At 59.2% G+C, this 16,723-nt stretch carries 15 protein-coding genes; 11 read left to right on the top strand and 4 right to left on the bottom strand.

Annotation, left to right across the window (positions count from 1 at the left end):
- The first annotated feature begins 10 nt into the window (after nucleotides 1-10).
- The 4 genes from J7447_RS02435 (at nucleotide 11) to J7447_RS02420 (ending at nucleotide 3,905) form a co-directional block, all read left to right on the top strand.
- Entirely contained in the window at nucleotides 11-484 is a 474-nt protein-coding gene (locus J7447_RS02435; protein ID WP_209168637.1) for a hypothetical protein, read from the top strand.
- Nucleotides 427-1,473: a tyrosine-type recombinase/integrase gene (locus J7447_RS02430; protein ID WP_209168636.1), complete on the top strand. Its 1,047-nt coding sequence runs from the start codon at nucleotides 427-429 to the stop codon at nucleotides 1,471-1,473. The genes J7447_RS02435 and J7447_RS02430 overlap by 58 nt, the downstream gene beginning before the upstream one ends.
- Before the next feature lie 329 nt (nucleotides 1,474-1,802).
- Complete coding sequence (locus J7447_RS02425) at nucleotides 1,803-3,107, top strand: hypothetical protein (RefSeq protein ID WP_055658446.1); 1,305 nt, start codon at nucleotides 1,803-1,805, stop codon at nucleotides 3,105-3,107.
- 6 nt (nucleotides 3,108-3,113) lie between these two features.
- Nucleotides 3,114-3,905 (top strand): hypothetical protein, encoded by a 792-nt coding sequence (locus J7447_RS02420; RefSeq protein WP_209168635.1) that lies wholly within the window; start codon nucleotides 3,114-3,116, stop codon nucleotides 3,903-3,905.
- A 41-nt stretch (nucleotides 3,906-3,946) separates the two neighbouring features.
- Here J7447_RS02420 and J7447_RS02415 read toward each other — a convergent pair whose 3' ends face one another.
- The 3 genes from J7447_RS02415 to J7447_RS02405 all read right to left on the bottom strand — a co-directional run bounded on the left by J7447_RS02415 (nucleotide 3,947) and on the right by J7447_RS02405 (nucleotide 8,965).
- Nucleotides 3,947-4,567: a PhzF family phenazine biosynthesis isomerase gene (locus J7447_RS02415; RefSeq protein ID WP_286189026.1), complete on the bottom strand. Its 621-nt coding sequence runs from the start codon at nucleotides 4,565-4,567 to the stop codon at nucleotides 3,947-3,949.
- A 68-nt stretch (nucleotides 4,568-4,635) separates the two neighbouring features.
- Complete coding sequence (locus J7447_RS02410; RefSeq protein WP_035908266.1) at nucleotides 4,636-5,565, bottom strand: DNA-binding response regulator; 930 nt, start codon at nucleotides 5,563-5,565, stop codon at nucleotides 4,636-4,638.
- Complete coding sequence (locus tag J7447_RS02405) at nucleotides 5,552-8,965, bottom strand: ATP-binding protein (RefSeq protein WP_209168633.1); 3,414 nt, start codon at nucleotides 8,963-8,965, stop codon at nucleotides 5,552-5,554. The genes J7447_RS02410 and J7447_RS02405 overlap by 14 nt, the downstream gene beginning before the upstream one ends.
- 516 nt (nucleotides 8,966-9,481) lie before the next feature.
- On the opposite strand from J7447_RS02405, the gene urtA reads away from it, so the two are divergent.
- The 7 genes from urtA (at nucleotide 9,482) to J7447_RS02370 (ending at nucleotide 16,139) form a co-directional block, all read left to right on the top strand.
- Nucleotides 9,482-10,660: an urea ABC transporter substrate-binding protein gene (urtA, locus tag J7447_RS02400; protein WP_208984573.1), complete on the top strand. Its 1,179-nt coding sequence runs from the start codon at nucleotides 9,482-9,484 to the stop codon at nucleotides 10,658-10,660.
- Nucleotides 10,661-10,828: 168 nt separating this feature from the next.
- Complete coding sequence (urtB, locus tag J7447_RS02395) at nucleotides 10,829-11,755, top strand: urea ABC transporter permease subunit UrtB (RefSeq protein WP_031268940.1); 927 nt, start codon at nucleotides 10,829-10,831, stop codon at nucleotides 11,753-11,755.
- Nucleotides 11,756-11,765: 10 nt separating this feature from the next.
- The gene (gene urtC / locus J7447_RS02390; protein WP_062489740.1) at nucleotides 11,766-12,929 is read left to right on the top strand and encodes an urea ABC transporter permease subunit UrtC; all 1,164 of its coding nucleotides are present in this window, start codon (nucleotides 11,766-11,768) and stop codon (nucleotides 12,927-12,929) included.
- Between the two features lie 9 nt (nucleotides 12,930-12,938).
- Nucleotides 12,939-13,694 carry an urea ABC transporter ATP-binding protein UrtD gene (urtD, locus tag J7447_RS02385; protein ID WP_022999885.1) on the top strand — a complete coding sequence of 252 codons (756 nt, stop codon included), beginning with the start codon at nucleotides 12,939-12,941 and terminating at the stop codon, nucleotides 13,692-13,694.
- A gap of 9 nt (nucleotides 13,695-13,703) precedes the next feature.
- Nucleotides 13,704-14,393 (top strand): urea ABC transporter ATP-binding subunit UrtE, encoded by a 690-nt coding sequence (gene urtE / locus J7447_RS02380; protein WP_209168632.1) that lies wholly within the window; start codon nucleotides 13,704-13,706, stop codon nucleotides 14,391-14,393.
- 58 nt (nucleotides 14,394-14,451) lie between these two features.
- A complete protein-coding gene (gene fmdA / locus J7447_RS02375) occupies nucleotides 14,452-15,681 on the top strand; it encodes a formamidase (RefSeq protein ID WP_055658422.1) in 1,230 nt (409 codons plus the stop codon).
- 83 nt (nucleotides 15,682-15,764) lie between these two features.
- Nucleotides 15,765-16,139, top strand: a complete 375-nt coding sequence (locus J7447_RS02370; RefSeq protein WP_209168631.1) for an FmdB family zinc ribbon protein — start codon at nucleotides 15,765-15,767, stop codon at nucleotides 16,137-16,139.
- Nucleotides 16,140-16,284: 145 nt separating this feature from the next.
- Here J7447_RS02370 and J7447_RS02365 read toward each other — a convergent pair whose 3' ends face one another.
- Entirely contained in the window at nucleotides 16,285-16,668 is a 384-nt protein-coding gene (locus J7447_RS02365) for a hypothetical protein (protein ID WP_168685764.1), read from the bottom strand.
- Between the last annotated feature and the right edge of the window lie 55 nt (nucleotides 16,669-16,723).

The following is a 16,723-nucleotide window of genomic DNA, read 5'->3' as shown; positions in this document are numbered from 1 at the left end:
AACCAGGACCATGCCCAGCCATCAAAAGCTTGACCAGAGTCTGCCGATTTACTTCAATGTTCAGGAAGTGGCAGAACGCTTGCGCAAGTCAAAGCGCTGGTTGGAAGGCGTTCTCGCCGAAGACAAGCGGCGGCGCCCCTCCGAACAACTGTTTCAGTTTCATCTTCGCCATGGGAGAACGAAAGTTTGGACGCCGGAAGCATTGACAAAACTGCAGGCCGCAGTCGCCAGGGAAAGCGAGCCGGGCGGCGCGCTCGCGGGCTCGCCCCGGTCGACCGTGATGGCGTCTGGCACGTTCACGGAACCGTCCGGACTCGCGGACGCTCAATCCGCATTAGAAAAAGTCTTGGGCTTCAAGTCGCCCTTGTCTCCGAGGACGCCGCAATCGAAGAGTGCCGGCGCATCGAAAGCGAAATCATCGCTGAAGTGTCGGGAGACAGGACGCCGGGGGCTTACGTTAGTGTCGCCGCAGCAGACTTCCTGACACGCCCACGCGAAAAGCCGCTTGGCAAAACCACCGTCGACATCGTCAAAGAAATCGTCCAGGCCTTCGGACTGAAGCGCCTGAATGAGATTGCCGAGGAAGAATGGCATCGCTACGTCGACGCACGCCAGAAGGGCAACAGCGCCGCAACGCGCGAACGCTATCTGAATGCCCTCCTGTCGTTCCTGAAGTTCTGCCAGGGAAAGCGCTACCGGCTGGAAACCCTTCCCGAGTTTGACCGCGACAGGAAAGCCCGCAACCCTAACAGGCGCACTAGGCGCCGCATCCAGGAACTGCGGCCGGATCTGATTGCCCGCCTCATGATGGCAGCGCATATCACCATCCGCGCACAGATGGCCGTGGAATGGTCGGCCGGCGCGCGCGTGTCGTCCGTTCTGCATGGCTGCCGGGTCTGCGATTTGATCCTGGCCGAGGGACGCGAGCAGATCACGTTCCACTACACCAAGAACGGCGAAACCGTTGACGCGGCCCTGCACCCCAGCGCAGCGCAGATCCTGCGGGAATATGTGGAATGGCGCGGCAAGCTGCACGAACGCGAGGCGCCCCTGTTCCTGACCTTCCGCCGCAAGCCCTACACCGACACCGGCGGCGCCTGGGGCGGCCAGAACAAGACGGGCTTCAACGCCGCCAAGCGCCGCGCGGCCGAAACCCTCCTGAAGGACGCAGAAGAGCAGGCCGCCGAAATCCGCGACAAGAAACGCCGCGAACAGTTCCTTCAGGAAGCCGAGGCCGACGCGGCCCTGTTGCGATCGGTAACGCAGCATTGGTTCCGCCACATGCTGGCAAGCCGCATGCTGCGCGATGGCGACATCCGCGCGGCCATGGAACAGGGCGGCTGGCTCGACCCGCGATCCGTCATCGGGTACACGCACGACGTCCCGGAGTTCCGCCGCCGCGTCGTGTCAAACTTCGACGATTTCGGCAAGTCTTTGACACGTGAAGAGGACGACAAGGAGGCAAGTACTTGAAGTATATGACTAATTCAAAACTAAACCTTCCCCTTGGTAAGGGAGAGGTCGAGAGTTCAAATCTCTCCGGCAGCACCATTTCACATTTCTTCCCGCAAAAGACGCTAACACCTTGAATAGTAAGGCCATTTCTGGCGCTCTACAGTCCTCGTTTCGGGTGTATTCCAAGCGCTCATCAAAAGCCAATCTGAAGACTGTTTTCTGCAACGCGATGGCGCATGGGCCTTCAAGGCTTTTCCTCGCGCTCCATTGCCGGAATAACGCCGCAATGCTTGGTTTTATGGGGTAAAGCCCTAGCTAAGCTGCTTGCGAGCTTGTGAGGAAATGCGATGAATGAGAGCCAGACGAAATTGACTGCTGCGGAAGCAAAAGGCCTTCGCACTGCCAAGGAGCTTGAAGCTCATCTTGCTTGGCTTGAAACCTTCACACCTGCGGCGCTCGGCGTTCTGGCAATCGCTTCCGGTATCTACACCTACCTGGGTGTGTCCTCTCTGCTGGAGGATACGGGCGCGATGAGTTTCTTCGCGGCGGTGGCCTATTCCGTCGCCGTATCAGTCGGAATTTTCGTATTCTGGAGCTACATGCTTCGGCTCATGCCCGCGATGCGCAGTGCGGCGGGTTTTATCGGGCTTTCTGTTTCAATGCTTGTGGGGTCGGCTGCAATCATTGCCATGTCGAGCTGGCTCAACGCTGCCGCGCTTGCGGGATCGGCGGCTGTCGAACAACACCTGGATACGACAGTCCGTGATTACCAGGCGGCTTTGGAGCAGGCACATGAGATCGCCCTTTCGGGCCAGGCTCTCGGTCGCGAGGTTCAACGTGCCAAGGAAGCATTCGAAGCACTCGCCCAACAGGAACGCTCCGGCGAGCTCTCAGGCACAGCAGGTGAAGGCGCAGTCTTTCGAGTTCTGACGCAAAAAACAGAAGAGCTCCAGAACCTTGAGGAGCAGATTTCAGAACAAAAGCCACTGATTGACTCTGCCTTTGCCCGGGGCAACGAAATCCTTGGGCGCATGCGAGCTCTGACGGTTGCCCCCGGCCCGGTTGAACAAAGGTCGGTCGCGTTTTCGGAGGAAAGTGTGCGTCTTGCCGGCGTTATTGCAAACCTGAACCAGTACTCCGTTGCACCGCTCGTTGCTCGAGCAGCCGAGGACTTGCCTGCATCTGTTGTACTTCCCGAACTTGATGGTCGAAACAGCAGCGTTCGGGACGCTCAATCAAGCACCATCGCATCCGTATTGAACGCCCTCGACCAACGCAGCCAGACCCTGCGGCGCGCAGCCGATGAAGTGCTGGCGTTGGAGCCACCACAGGAGACGGCCTATAATCCGATCTCAAGCGCCGACGCTGTGATCAGGTACGCAGGCAACTTTGTCCCCTCATGGGCTGGTGCTATCGCGATCGACCTCCTGCCCGCCGTTCTGGTCTTTGTGGTCGCAATCACCCAGGCATCGATCCGTAGTGGCCGGGATGGGCTAAGCATCGAGGAAACCCTGACGCTCGCAGACCTCAAGGCAGCAATCAATGCAATGAAGGATGTCGAGGCTTCGATGGGGGCGGCAGACAAGGAAGTCTTGCGCCGTGTCGCTAATGCAGAAACTTCCGAACCCGCAAACCTGAATGCTGCGGAGTAGCACGACGTGTTTTCCGAGCGCCTTGATACGTCGCGGATAACCATCCAGCGCAGCCTGAAGTGGGTTTTGGTCGCCCAGGCGATCCTGGCAGCCTTGTTGGTGCTCTCGCATCTGCAGGCTCGATGGACCCCGGGGGCTGGCGGCAACGACGCACTGCCTTCCGGACCCACGACACCCGGCGATCAGGTGAGACACTACGATCCATCTCGAAGCTTTCCCGACTTCATGCGGACACCCGCCCCGTCGACTGTCAAAATTCCGGGTGACATGCCTCCCAGGCTTCAGTTTGAAGTGATCGACAGGGGCGAATTGGGGGAAGCGATTTTCCTGAAGGGCCGGATCTCGTCTGGAGACGCCGAACGCTTTACGAGCTTCCTGGCCAGCCTGGAAGAAGCCCCCAAAGTGGTTTCACTCCATAGCCCCGGTGGCAATGTGAGTGAGGCATTTGAAATTGGTCGTAGCCTGCGTGCAGCTGAGCTGGATACCGCCATGCTGCCTGGTCTGGTGTGCCTTTCGTCGTGTCCTTACATCTTTGCAGCCGGTGTCAATCGTTCAGCCTCCAAGGATGCTGCCGTAGGCATGCATCAGCACTACTATGACACCCCCGGCTACATGCCTGTTTTCCTGGCGGTGGAAGAGATTCAGTACGGCCAGGGGGAAACGATGGAATACCTGATCGAGATGGGTATCGATCCAGGCCTGATGGTCCATTCTCTCAATACGCCCCCCAAGGAAATCTACATCCTGGTTGAAGATGAGCTTCTCGGCACCCGGCTCGCGACGGAAATCCTGGACTGAGCACCGATCAGCAGAGGTCGGGTCTGAGCCCGCTCCAAAAGCTAGAGATGCAATTGGCCCGTTGCAGTGAGCACAGCGGAACCGGTCAGCTCAACAGCGTCGGGGCGCACGAGAAGCCGAATATGGCTTTCCCTACCCATAGAAACTCCCTGTACGACCGTGAACGTTTCTTGTCCTCCAGCACCGCTGCGGTTGGCCAATAGCCACCCCAGTGGGCCTGCGGCACTTCCTGTTGCCGGGTCTTCCCGAATGCCTACCGTTGGATTGAAGAAGCGGGCATAGGCTTCCCCTCTCTGTTCACCGGATGTCGTGAAAACATAACATCCTTGCGCACCGGCACGCTCCAACAACGGAAGAAGCATGGAGGCGTCAGGCTCCGCACGATCAACTTCGTCGCGCGAAACGAGCCTGACGAGCATATGCGCCGCACCCGTGGAGACCACAACCGCTTCCTGCGGCCCAAGGGCCGGCTCAGTCTTGTCGAGCCCCAGTGCTTCGGCAAGCGCCTCCAAGTCCCCGACGTCGCCAATACAGCGCGGCATGGCCTGAGCCAGGGAGACAGTGGCCCGCCCATTTTCCCGTCCGATCGAAACTGGAAGAAGCTCTTCCCCCAGTTGCTGAACAAATGAGGCGCCTTCACCTAGTTGACCCGTTTCTGCCAACCACCGCCAGACACCAGGTGAAAAGCGACGCGATGCATCCTCCAGCAAGACTTTCTTGCGAGCCGAGTTCAGCCTTCCAGGATTCGTCTCAGTGAAACAACCGCGGCCGAGGTCCGGTTTTCAACTCCCAGCTTGCCGAAGATCCGGTCCAGATGCTTGTTCACCGTGCGCGGGCTCATGTCCAGAATGGAGGCGATTTCCTTGTTGGACTTGCCGTTGGCAATCCAGATCAGGACTTCGGCTTCGCGTTCCGTCAGGTCGAAGGCATCCTTCAGGATTTCGGAAGGCACGCTGTCCGAGACATCCGACACGCGCAGCAGATGCTCACCCGCACTGATGTTGCCGGCATAAGTGAACCGCAACTCCCGTCCCTTGATGCGGGCAACAATGTCCTCTTCCTTCTGGGCAGCCTTTCCCTGTGGCAGCAGGTAGTGGCGCAGCCAGTCGACGGCGGCTTCCGGCAACTGCCCGGCAGCGGCTGCGTCCTCGGCCGTGCCCGTACCAAGCAGTGCAGAAGCCTGCGGTGTCGCCCAGCATACGGCGCCCGAGAGGTCGACCGACATCAAGTAACGACCGGATGCATCAAGTGCGACATGGGCGCTGCGCGAATTTCGGGCGTTGGAAATATGCACGCGCAGACGGGCGATCAGTTCGTCCGGGTTGACCGGCTTGGTGACATAGTCGACGCCACCTGATTCCAGGCCCCTGACAATATGTTCCGTCTCGCTCAGTCCGGTCATGAAGAGAACCGGCACATCCCGAAGGTCTTCCAGCGCCTTCAGGCGCTTGCTGGTTTCGAAACCGTCGAGCTCCGGCATGATCGCGTCCATGAGGATCGCATTGGGGATCACGCGGGCTGCGATTTCTATCGCCTTTCGACCGCTTTGGGCCACCAGAACTGTGAAACCGGCTTCCTCCAGGGCGTCCGAAAGCATGCCCAGGGAAGAAGGCGTGTCATCGACCAGCAGCACCGTCTCGGCCTGACTAGGAGCACTCATGATCATGTCCGAGCCTTTCCAGAAGCTTGTCGTATTGGGTGAGATCGAATTCCTTGATGAGACGCCGCATGTGATGGACAAAGTCCGCCGCATGCGGCTCATGCGCCTCGATGTCGTCGAGTTTTGCCTTGATTCCACGCACATAGCCGATGTCGCTCAGCTGTTTCAAAATCCCGAGGCTCTCTTCCGACGGCAGACAGGCCTTCTCGAATATCGCCCTGCCCGACGATCGCAGTCCCTCTGCCGGCGGCGCTGCCGCAGGGTCGTCCGTGCGCCAGACGAGTTTCAATGCCAGCTGAAGCTTGTCCTGCAATTCCTGCAGCCTCACGGGCTTCACCAGGTAATCGTCATGATAGATCCGGTGCACCGGGTCCCGGCCGCTGTCATCCGCATTGGCCGAAATCATGATGATGACCGCATCGCCAAATCCGCTTTCCCGCAGCTTGCGGGCAAGGTCCCAGCCACTCATGCCCGGCATGCTTATGTCGAGCAGAAAGGCATCGGGACGTTCGTCCTGTACCATCGCCAGACACGAGCGGCCGCTTGCAGCTGCAAGAACCTTGAAACCGAGCGGCGACAGGAAATCCCTGACCAGCGCTCTTTGGGCGGGATCGTCATCCACCACCATGATCGTCTGGATCGGACCGTGATACCCGCGAATGCGTTTTTCCGCCCGCCCCGCCTGGATCGGCGCTTCCGCGGCGCTCAAAAGCATGCGGACCTTGAACGTGCTGCCGGCACCAACCGTGCTTGAAACCTGGATGTCGCCGCCCATCACCTCACTCAGGAGTTTGGTGATCGTCAGACCGAGCCCCGTCCCCGGAACGGCCTCCTTGCCGTCTTCCTCTATGCGTTCGAACGGATTGAAGATCCGCTCGAGATTTTCCGGAGCGATGCCGATGCCGGTATCGACCACTGCAAATTCGGCAACCTGGCTGTGATAGGACACCTTCAGTTTGACGCTGCCTGTGTCTGTCCATTTGATGGCGTTCGACAACAGGTTGATCAGCACCTGCCGCAAGCGCTTCTCGTCACCGAACACGAACACCGGAAGGTTTTCCGCATGCTCGAACAGAAAGCGCAATTCCTTGGCGTCGGTCTGAAGGCGGAACATGTCGACGGTCTGCGCCAGGAATTCATGCAGGTTGAACCGTTCCCGGTAGATGGTGAGATGCCCGGCCTCGATCTTGGAGATGTCCAGCAGGCCCTCGATCAGCCCGGCCAGGTGATCGGCCGAATGCTGGATCACCTTCACGGCGTCTCGTCTGTGGGCGGGGATTGCCGGGTCCTTGCGCATCAGCTGAGCGTAGCCGGAGATCGCATTTAGCGGCGAGCGCAGTTCGTGGCTGATGCCGACCACATAACGGCTCTTTGCTTCGTTGGCGGCCTCCGCGGCTTCCTTGGCTTTCTGCAGCTTGGCGTCGGTGCGTTTGTGGGCGCGGATTTCCTTCATCAAAAGGCTGGTCTGGCGCCTTGTTTCCTCATTGGCGAACTTCCGGCTTTCGTGGACAAGAACGAACAGCCAGGCCATGACACCCGAGGTGACCAGCAGAATGAAGAAGACCTGGGTCAGCGCCCTGCCGACCCCTTCGCTGCCTGCCCCCGGCGAAATGGTTTCCGCCTCGACATAGACAAGCGACAGGATCGCTCCGAGCGAAGCGGTAATCAGGATCATGACACTGAAATAAAGCCCGATCCGGGAGCTCATCCAGCCGGCGATCCGGTCCGGAAGGATCGAATGAAGCAGAACAGTGACCTGGTCGCCGATGCGTGCTTCCTGTTTGCAGTCATCCTCGCAGCGCGCATCGAGTGAGCAGCATAGCGAGCAGATCGGCCCCGAATAGACCGGGCAATGCGCCATGTCCTCATGCTCGAACGTATGCTCGCAAATACAGCATTGAATGTCGGGGGGACGTTCGCCGTCGGGGGTTACAGCCCGTACCGGTTCACGGGCGATATAATATTTGCCGCCGGTCGCATAGGCGATCAGCGGGGCAAGGAGAATGGCGGTAAACAGAGCAATGTAGCTTGCCAGCGCATGAGCGGTCTGGCCGAACACCCCGGAATAGGCAATGAGGGCGATCAGGCTCGCCGCGCCCATAGAGCCAAGGCCAACCGGATTGATGTCGTACAGATGGGCACGCTTGAACTCGATATGTTTCGGGCTGAGCCCAAGCGGCTTGTTGATGACAAGATCGGCAAAGATCGCGCCGATCCAGGCAACGGCAACCACGGAATAAAGACCGAGCGTGCGTTCCAGCGCCTTGTAGACACCAAGCTCCATGAGCGCGAGTGCAATCGACACATTGAAGACCAGCCACACCACCCGGCCCGGGTGGCTGTGGGTGAGACGGGAGAAGAAGTTCGACCAGGCAATGGAGCCGGCGTAGGAGTTGGTCACGTTGATCTTGACCTGGCAGACAATCACGAAGAGCCCTGTCAGGGCGACTGCCACTTCCGGCGTCGTGGCCTTGGTGAAGGCGACCAGATACATGTGCGTCGGTTCGATTGCCTTGTCCGGGCTGAGGCCGCTCTGCAGGGCCAGAACCACCAGGAACGACCCCAGCAGCAGTTTCACCGCGCCGATAAGGATCCAGCCAGGACCTGCCGCCAGAAGGGCGAACCACCATTTCAGCCTGTGCCCGCGCCGTTGACGCGGCAAAAAGCGCAGGAAATCGACCTGTTCGCCGATCTGTGCGATCAGCGAGAACAGAACGGCGCTTGAAGCACCGAATAGCAGGAGGCTGAACTGGCCGCCCTCGTCGCCCAGCCGGCCGGAGAAGTTCTGCCAATCGTCCAGTGGGGCAACGCCCTGCCAGGCCAGGAAAGCAAACGGCAGGATCTGCAACACGATCCAGAGCGGCTGGGTGTAGATCTGCAGCCGGCTGATCAGGGTGATGCCGTAGATCACCAGCGGAATGACCACAAGCGTGCACAGAAGGTAGCCGATGTTGAGCGGCACACCGAGGAACAGCTCCAGCGCCGTTGCCATGATGGCCGCCTCGAGGGCGAAGAAGATGAAGGTGAAACTTGCGTAGATCAGCGAGGTCACTGTCGAGCCGATATAACCGAACCCGGCTCCGCGGGTGAGCAGGTCGATATCCACGCCGTATTTCACGGCATGGTAGGCAATCGGAAGGCCGGTAATGAAGATGAGCAGGCAGACGACGCCAATCGACGAGACGGCATTCGTGAAACCGTAGTTGTAGGTGACGGCAGCCCCGATCGCCTCAAGGGCCAGGAAGGAAATTGCGCCCAGTGCGGTGTTGGCAACCCAGACCGGAGACCAGCGGCGGGCGCTTTTGGCGGTGAAACGGAGCGCAAAGTCCTCCAGGGTCTGATTTGCGACCCACTGATTGTATGTTCTCCGCAGGCGTACAACCCGCTGATGACTACCCATTGCCCATCACCATCCCGCCCGCCGGAACCGGCGCGCCAGCCCACTCATTGTGCATCGCATCTATTTTTCATGCACATTTTTGTTCAAGATTTGCGACCTCCCCCTCGAATTGATCAACAACCGCCGATCGACGAACTTCCTAGCAATTTCTATGCCTCATTCAAAAAATATTAAAAAATTTCAATATTCCCATCAATACAAGTCATTCGAATTCAAAAAATACGAATGACAACTTACCTTAAGATCGAATTTCAGATTTTTGGACTATGAATTTATTCCAAACATGGAAGTCTTTCACATGCGGCGGTGCGGAGAAATAAGTCAAATAACCCACAGCAACTGACGCATTGCGGCAGTGCACAATTCCAGACGAGCCTTGGATGCATGCGGAGGAGCTTCACGGCGCTCTGCTTCAACCTCAACCTCAGAGGGGTCCAGAGAATGAAACGTCTGAAAGACTTGATTGACCACCGGCTGTCTCGCCGGTCCGTGCTGTCAGGCACGGCAGCCGCGGCAATGCTGGCCACCGCCAGCACATTTGCACCTGCCATCGCCGACGACGCCAACACGACTGGCCTTGCGGTAACCGAAGACACCGTGAAGGTCGGCATCCTGCACTCCGTCACCGGAACCATGGCGATTTCCGAGACCGGGTCGGTGCAGGCGGAAAAGCTCGCCATCGACCAGATCAACGCCATGGGCGGCGTGCTTGGACGCAAGATCGAATACATCCAGGAAGATGGCGCATCCGACTGGCCGACCTTTGCCGAAAAGGCGAAAAAGTTGCTGGTCAACGACAAGGTCGCGGCTGTTTTCGGATGCTGGACATCCGCGTCGCGCAAGGCCGTTCTGCCCGTCTTCGAGCAGTATAATGGCATGCTCTACTATCCGACCTTCTATGAAGGCCTGGAGCAGTCCCCCAACGTGATCTACACCGGCCAGGAAGCCACCCAGCAAATCATCGCCGGCATCGACTGGGTCGCCAAGGAAAAAGGCGCCAAGAGCTTCTACCTGCTTGGTTCAGACTATATCTGGCCGCGGACGTCCAACAAGATCGCCCGCAAGCACATCGAAAAGCTTGGCCTGGAGGTCGTCGGCGAAGAGTACTATCCGCTCGGCCACACCCAGTTCAACTCAGTGATCAACAAGATCAAGCTGAAGAAGCCGGACGTGATCTACGCCATCGTCGTGGGTGGTTCCAACGTTGCCTTCTACAAGCAGCTGAAGGCTGCCGGCATCGACATGACCAAGGAGAAGCCGGTTCTTCTGACCATCTCCGTGACCGAGGATGAAATCCGCGGCATCGGCGGCGAGAACATCGAAGGCGCTTATGCCGCGATGAAGTACTTCCAGTCTCTCGACAATGAGAACAACGCCGAATTCGTCAAGTCCTTCAAGGAAATGTGGGGGGACGACATCGTTATCGGCGACGTAACCCAGGCCGCCTATCTCGGCCCCTGGCTCTGGAAGGCCGCGGTTGAAAAAGCCGGCAGCTTCGACATCGACAAGGTGCGTCTTGCCTCCCCAGGCATCGAACTCACCACCGCGCCGGAAGGCTATGTCCGCGTCCATGAAAACCACCACCTGTGGTCCAAGACCCGCATCGGCCTTGCCAAGCCGGACGGCCAGTACGAGCTGGTTTACGAGACGGCCGATCTGATGGAGCCGGATCCGTTCCCGGAAGGCTACCAATAAGCCTCCGACAGTTCCCCCAGGGATGGAAACGCCCTTCCAGAAAGCGGGCATAACCGGGGCGCTGCGTGGAGGCAGCCTGCGCAGCGCCCGTCCCCTTCGTTTCAAACCCTTATTCGCAGCAGGGGAACAGGCGTTCCGCCTTGACCCCGCAGCATGGAGACGCGCGCAATGTTCGCCGATTATTCATGGACGGAACTCGGGTCCATATTCGCCATGCAGGGTTTTGCCGGACTGATCCTGTTTTCCGTTTTCGTCCTCATGGCCCTGGGTCTTGCAATCATTTTCGGCCAGATGGGCGTCATCAACATGGCTCATGGCGAGTTCATGATCCTGGGCGCCTATGTCACCTATCTTTGCTCCAATTTCGTAGAGACCTATGTCCCGTCCCTGTTCGGCATCTACTTCTTCTTCGCCATGGCATTGGCCTTCGTCGCTGCGGGTGCACTCGGGGCACTCGTCGAATGGTCGCTCATAAGGCATCTCTACAAGCGTCCGCTGGATACCCTGCTGGCTACCTGGGGCCTGAGCCTCATCCTGCAGCAGGCCTACCGGTCGATCTTCGGAGCGCGTGAGGTCGGCGTCAGCCTGCCGAACTGGCTGCTTGGGTCCGTACCGCTGACAGACATCATCGAAATCCCGATAAACGGCATCTTCGTTATGGTTCTGACCCTGGTCATCGCCATCGGCGTCTATTTCATCCTGTTCCGCTCCCGCATGGGCATGCAGACCCGCGCTGTGGTCCAGAACCGCGTCATGGCCGGCGCCGTCGGCATCAACACCGAAAAGGTCGACCGGCACACTTTCGCGCTCGGCTGCGGCATTGCGGGCATCGCCGGCAGCGCCTTCACCATGATCGGCTCGACCGGGCCTACCGCGGGGCAGCTTTATATCGTCGACACCTTCCTGATCGTCGTTTTCGGCGGGGCAGCAAGCCTGCTCGGCACGATCGCCTCTTCCTTCGCCATCAGTCAGGCCCAGTCCACCATGGAGTTCTTCCTTTCCGGCTCCATGGCGAAGGTCCTCACCCTGCTGACCGTCGTCGGGATCCTGATGCTGCGCCCCGAAGGTCTCTTCTCCCTGAAAATCCGTCGCTGAGGAGGTTCCGATGACACATGTGAAATCCCTGCTGTCTCGACAGGAACTGATCGGACTGCTGGTCGTGGCCGCGCTGATCTTCGTCTTGATGCCCCTGTCGATGGACATCTTCCGTCTCAACCTGTTCGGCAAATACCTGACCTATGCCTTCGTCGCTATCGGGCTGGTGCTGTGCTGGGGCAAGGGCGGTATCCTGAGCCTTGGGCAAGGCGTCTTCTTCGGCCTGGGCGGCTATTGCATGGCCATGTACCTGAAGCTGGAGGCCTCCACGCCGGAAGCGACCGCGATCCAGTCCACCCCAGGCATTCCCGACTTCATGGACTGGAACCAGATCACGTCCCTGCCCTGGTTCTGGGAACCCTTCAACAGCCTGACCTTCACACTGCTGGCCATCATCGTCCTTCCCGCGCTGTTCGCCTTTGTTATCGGTGCGGCGATGTTCAAGCGAAGGGTTGGCGGTGTCTATTTCGCCATCATTACCCAGGCAATCGCAGCCATCCTGACGATCCTGATCATCGGACAGCAGGGCTACACCGGCGGCGTCAACGGCATCACGGATCTCAGGACCCTGAAGGGATGGGACATTCGCACCGACGAAGCCAAATACGTTCTCTACTACGTCAACGGAGGTCTTCTGATCGCCGTGCTGCTGCTGAGCCAGTTCGTTCTCAAAAGCAAGCTCGGCCGTCTCTTGGTCGCCGTCAGGGACAAGGAGGACCGGGTCCGGTTTTCCGGTTACGACGTCTCCAACATCAAGATCTTCGTCTTCTGTTTTGCCGCGGTCCTGTCAGCCATCGGCGGCGCCATGTTCACCTTGCAGGTCGGCTTCATGTCGCCCTCGTTCGTGGGCATCGTTCCTTCCATCGAGATGGTCATCTTCTGCGCGGTCGGCGGCAGGCTTTCCATCTTCGGCGCGGTCTACGGAACGCTGCTGGTGAACTGGGCCAAGACCACCTTTTCCGAAACCTTCCCCGAGTTGTGGCTCTTTGGCCTGGGCGGGCTCTTCATCGCCGTTGTCCTGGTGTTCCCGAACGGATTGTCCGGCCTCTATCGCACCTACCTGGCACCGCATGTCGACCGGCTGATTTCACGGGGCAATAGCGGCAACAGGTTAGAACCAGTCAGCCCTCCCCCCGACCTTGACGGCGACGCAACCGCAAAGCCAGCCGAGTAGGAGAGACACATGAACACCATCAGCAACAACACCGACTTCCTGCTGTCCATCGAAAACCTGTCTGTTTCCTTTGATGGCTTCAAGGCGGTGAACGACCTGAACCTTTACGTCGACGAAAATGAGATCCACGTCATCATCGGACCGAACGGCGCGGGCAAGACAACGGTTCTCGATCTGATCTGCGGCCGCACCAAGGCGACCGCCGGCTCGATCAAATTCCGCCAAAAAGAACTGACCCAGCTGCGCGAACACGAGATCGTGCTTGAGGGGGTCGGACGCAAGTTCCAGAACCCGTCCATCTATGAGGACCTGACGGTCTTCGAGAACCTGGAGCTTTCCTTTCCCCGTGGCCGAAGTGTCTTCGGTGCCCTCACCTTCAAGCGCGATGCGGAGGTGACGACCCGCGTGCGCGAGATTGCCGAAATGGTGTTCCTCGACACGCTTCTGGACATGCAGGCAGCCCTGCTCAGCCACGGCCAGAAACAATGGCTGGAGATCGGCATGTTGCTGATCCAGGACCCGGAACTCCTGATGCTCGACGAACCTGTTGCCGGCATGAGCGTCTCGGAGCGCAAGCAGACCGCGAAGCTTCTCAACGAAATCACCAAGGGACGTTCGGTGATGGTTGTCGAACACGACATGAAATTTGTCGAGGACATCGCCCACCGCGTCACCGTCCTGCACCAGGGCAAGATCCTCTCCGAGGGCTCCATGGCAAAGGTGCAGGCCGATCCCAAGGTCATTGACGTCTATCTCGGCCACTAGGAGGCGACCATGCTCAATGTTGCACAGTATCACGTTGCCTACGGCCAGAGCGAAGTCCTGCACGGCCTCGACTTCACGGTCGCGCCGGGAGAAATCATCGCCATCATGGGCCGCAACGGCATGGGCAAGACCACGCTGATGAAATCCCTGATGGGGATCGTGCCCACCAGCAACGGCGCTGCCGCGGTCGACGGCGTCGACATCACCACCATGAAGAGCTACGAGCGCGTCGCCAGGGGCATCGCTTACGTGCCTCAGGGGCGGATGATCTTTCCGACCATGACGGTCCAGGAAAACATCGAAACCGGCCTGACCATCAGCGGCCAGAGCAAGGTTCCCGGCGACATCTACGAGCTGTTTCCGGTGCTGCTCGACATGAAGGGCCGTCGCGGCGGCAATCTCTCGGGCGGCCAGCAACAGCAGCTGGCGATTGCCCGCGCGCTGGCGACCAACCCGAAGGTCCTGCTGCTGGACGAACCGACCGAAGGCATCCAGCCGTCGATCATCCGCGAGATGGGCCGCGTCCTGAAACGTATCCGCGACGAGCGCGGACTTTCCATCGTTGTGTCGGAACAGGTTCTGTCCTTCGCCCTCGACGTCGCCGACCGTGTGCTCGTCCTGGAAAACGGACGCCTTGTCCACGACGAACCGCGGGCAAACGTCGACGAGGAAAAAGTCTCCGCGTTCCTGTCCGTCTAACCAGCTCATCCAGTTCAACAGCGCACGCTTTTCAGGCGCAAATCCAGAGGAGAACCCCATGGCAGATACACTGATTTCGGTAGATTTGAGCGAGTCCCCGCATACCAATGAAAAGGTCCATAACCGCTGGCATCCGGATATTCCGATGGCGGTCTGGGTGGAGCCTGGCGACGACTTCAAGATCGAGACCTATGACTGGACCGGCGGGCAGATCAAGAACAACGACGACGCGGCGGATGTGCGCGATGTCGAACTGGAACAGGTGCACTACCTCTCCGGTCCGATCGGCGTCAAAGGAGCCGAGCCGGGCGATCTACTGGTTGTCGACATTCTCGACATCGGCGCCAAGGAAGAAATGCTCTGGGGCTTCAACGGCTTCTTCTCCAAGCAGAATGGCGGCGGGTTCCTGACGGAGCATTTCCCGGAAGCCCAGAAATCCATCTGGGATTTCGAAGGCATGTTCACGCGCTCGCGCCATGTGCCGGGCGTCAGCTATGCCGGCCTGATCCACCCGGGTCTGATCGGCTGCCTGCCGGACCGCAAGATGCTGGACATGTGGAACACTCGCGAAAAATCGTTGTTCGATACGGATCCTGACCGCGTTCCGGCACTTGCCGCCCTGCCGAACACCCAGTCTGCGCATATGGGACAGCTCAAGGGTGAAGCGCGCGACAAGGCCGCTGCCGAAGGCGCACGGACGGTTCCCCCGCGCGAACATGGCGGCAACTGCGATATCAAGGATCTGTCGCGCGGTTCGAAGATCTATTTCCCGGTCTATGTGGACGGTGCCGGTCTCTCCATGGGTGACCTGCATTTCAGCCAGGGCGACGGTGAAATCACCTTCTGCGGCGCGATCGAAATGGCCGGCTGGCTGCACATCCGGGTCAACCTGATCAAGGGCGGGGTCGCGAAATACGGGATCAAGAACCCGATCTTCAAACCCTCACCGATCACGCCGAAATATGACGACTACCTGATCTTCGAAGGCATCTCGGTCGATGAGGCCGGCACACAGCATTACCTTGACGTGCACATTGCCTATCGCATGGCCTGCCTCAACGCCATCGAGTACATGAAGAAGTTCGGCTATTCCGGCGCGCAGGCCTACGCCATCCTGGGAACGGCGCCTGTGCAGGGACATATTTCGGGCGTGGTCGATATTCCGAATGCCTGTGCCACCTTGTGGTTGCCCACCGACATCTTCGACTTCGACATGATGCCGGGTGCGGACGGACCGAAGACCTTCATTGACGGATCGGTCGACGTTCCGCTTGCCCCGGATCTTTGATCCGGACGCGACGACGAGACGGGCCCTGCCCGTCTCAAACCCCTTCCGCCGGCGAGCCGGCTTTCCGTCTTTCAGGATCAATCATGCCGACCTACGATTATCTGTGCGCTTCCTGCGGTCCCATCTCCGCCAACCGGCCGATGTCCGCCCATGCGGATCCGATCGAATGTCCGATCTGCAAGGCGGAAGCCCCACGCGCGATCCTTCAGGCACCGCATATGTCGGGCCTGTCTCCCAGCGACCGGGCTGCCCATCAGCGCAATGAAACTTCCCGGCACAACCCAAAATTCTCGACCAAGTCGGATCGTGCCGACAGTGCGAGGGAAAACCGAAAACGTCACCCGTCGGGCTGCTCGTGCTGCTCCGGCGCGAAAGGCAATTTTCGCTCAAGTGCGGTCTACAAGGCCGACGGCAGCAAGACGTTCCCCTCAAAACGCCCCTGGATGATCAGCCACTGACAGGTCGCGTATTCAGGGATACGTGGCAGGTCGACTTGTTCCACTTCGTAAAAAGCTGCGTGAGGAGGAGGCGGCCACTCGGTCAGGGATATAGTTTGCGTGGCCTTGCTCACGTTGGCCGAAACGTCTTCAACGTGGCTGTTGGTCAGTCGCACGCGTCGTAGCGGCTGTCGCCGAATTCCAGCCAACGCTGACCGTCGTCTTCGAACACCAGGTATTCGGAGTGGTCTTCCCCCAAGAGGGCAACCACAAAGCCGCGCGGCGGTTGTGTTTTGCCGAAGTAGCTATAGGCTGTCATAGCTCTTATATCGGTCCCGTTCACCGTCACGACAGCATCCCATTCCCCGTCGGGTTGTTCCGGTGTGTGGTATTCAATTCTCTGTTTTCCTGCCGCCTCGCCACAATAGGCGACACCTTTGGACGGCTGCGCCGACACCCGGACGAACCGCCCGTTGAAGATGGAACACGAGGCACCTGCCAACTGGTTCGGGCCGCATCCCCTTTCGAGTGCCCATGAGCTGCTGTGCATCCTTTCGCCGGCAGGAAAAACAGCGCGCCACTGTCCGGCGGTAGCGGGAACCGCT

Source organism: Labrenzia sp. R5_0, from assembly GCF_017743835.1.
GTDB classification, from domain to species: Bacteria; Pseudomonadota; Alphaproteobacteria; order Rhizobiales; family Stappiaceae; genus Roseibium; species Roseibium algicola.
Note: the sequence above shows the minus strand (reverse complement) of the source record. Positions and strands in the feature narration are given on the sequence as shown.

Bases quoted from the DNA above. Each gene is read 5' to 3' on its own strand.
- J7447_RS02435 (WP_209168637.1), top strand. From the start codon at position 11: ATGCCCAGCCATCAAAAGCTTGACCAGAGTCTGCCGATTTACTTCAAT.
- J7447_RS02425 (WP_055658446.1), top strand. From the start codon at position 1,803: ATGAATGAGAGCCAGACGAAATTGACTGCTGCGGAAGCAAAAGGCCTT.
- J7447_RS02410 (WP_035908266.1), bottom strand. From the start codon at position 5,565: ATGAGTGCTCCTAGTCAGGCCGAGACGGTGCTGCTGGTCGATGACACG.
- J7447_RS02405 (WP_209168633.1), bottom strand. From the start codon at position 8,965: ATGGGTAGTCATCAGCGGGTTGTACGCCTGCGGAGAACATACAATCAG.
- urtA (WP_208984573.1), top strand. From the start codon at position 9,482: ATGCTGGCCACCGCCAGCACATTTGCACCTGCCATCGCCGACGACGCC.
- urtB (WP_031268940.1), top strand. From the start codon at position 10,829: ATGTTCGCCGATTATTCATGGACGGAACTCGGGTCCATATTCGCCATG.
- urtC (WP_062489740.1), top strand. From the start codon at position 11,766: ATGACACATGTGAAATCCCTGCTGTCTCGACAGGAACTGATCGGACTG.
- urtD (WP_022999885.1), top strand. From the start codon at position 12,939: ATGAACACCATCAGCAACAACACCGACTTCCTGCTGTCCATCGAAAAC.
- urtE (WP_209168632.1), top strand. From the start codon at position 13,704: ATGCTCAATGTTGCACAGTATCACGTTGCCTACGGCCAGAGCGAAGTC.
- fmdA (WP_055658422.1), top strand. From the start codon at position 14,452: ATGGCAGATACACTGATTTCGGTAGATTTGAGCGAGTCCCCGCATACC.
- J7447_RS02370 (WP_209168631.1), top strand. From the start codon at position 15,765: ATGCCGACCTACGATTATCTGTGCGCTTCCTGCGGTCCCATCTCCGCC.
- J7447_RS02365 (WP_168685764.1), bottom strand. From the start codon at position 16,668: ATGCACAGCAGCTCATGGGCACTCGAAAGGGGATGCGGCCCGAACCAG.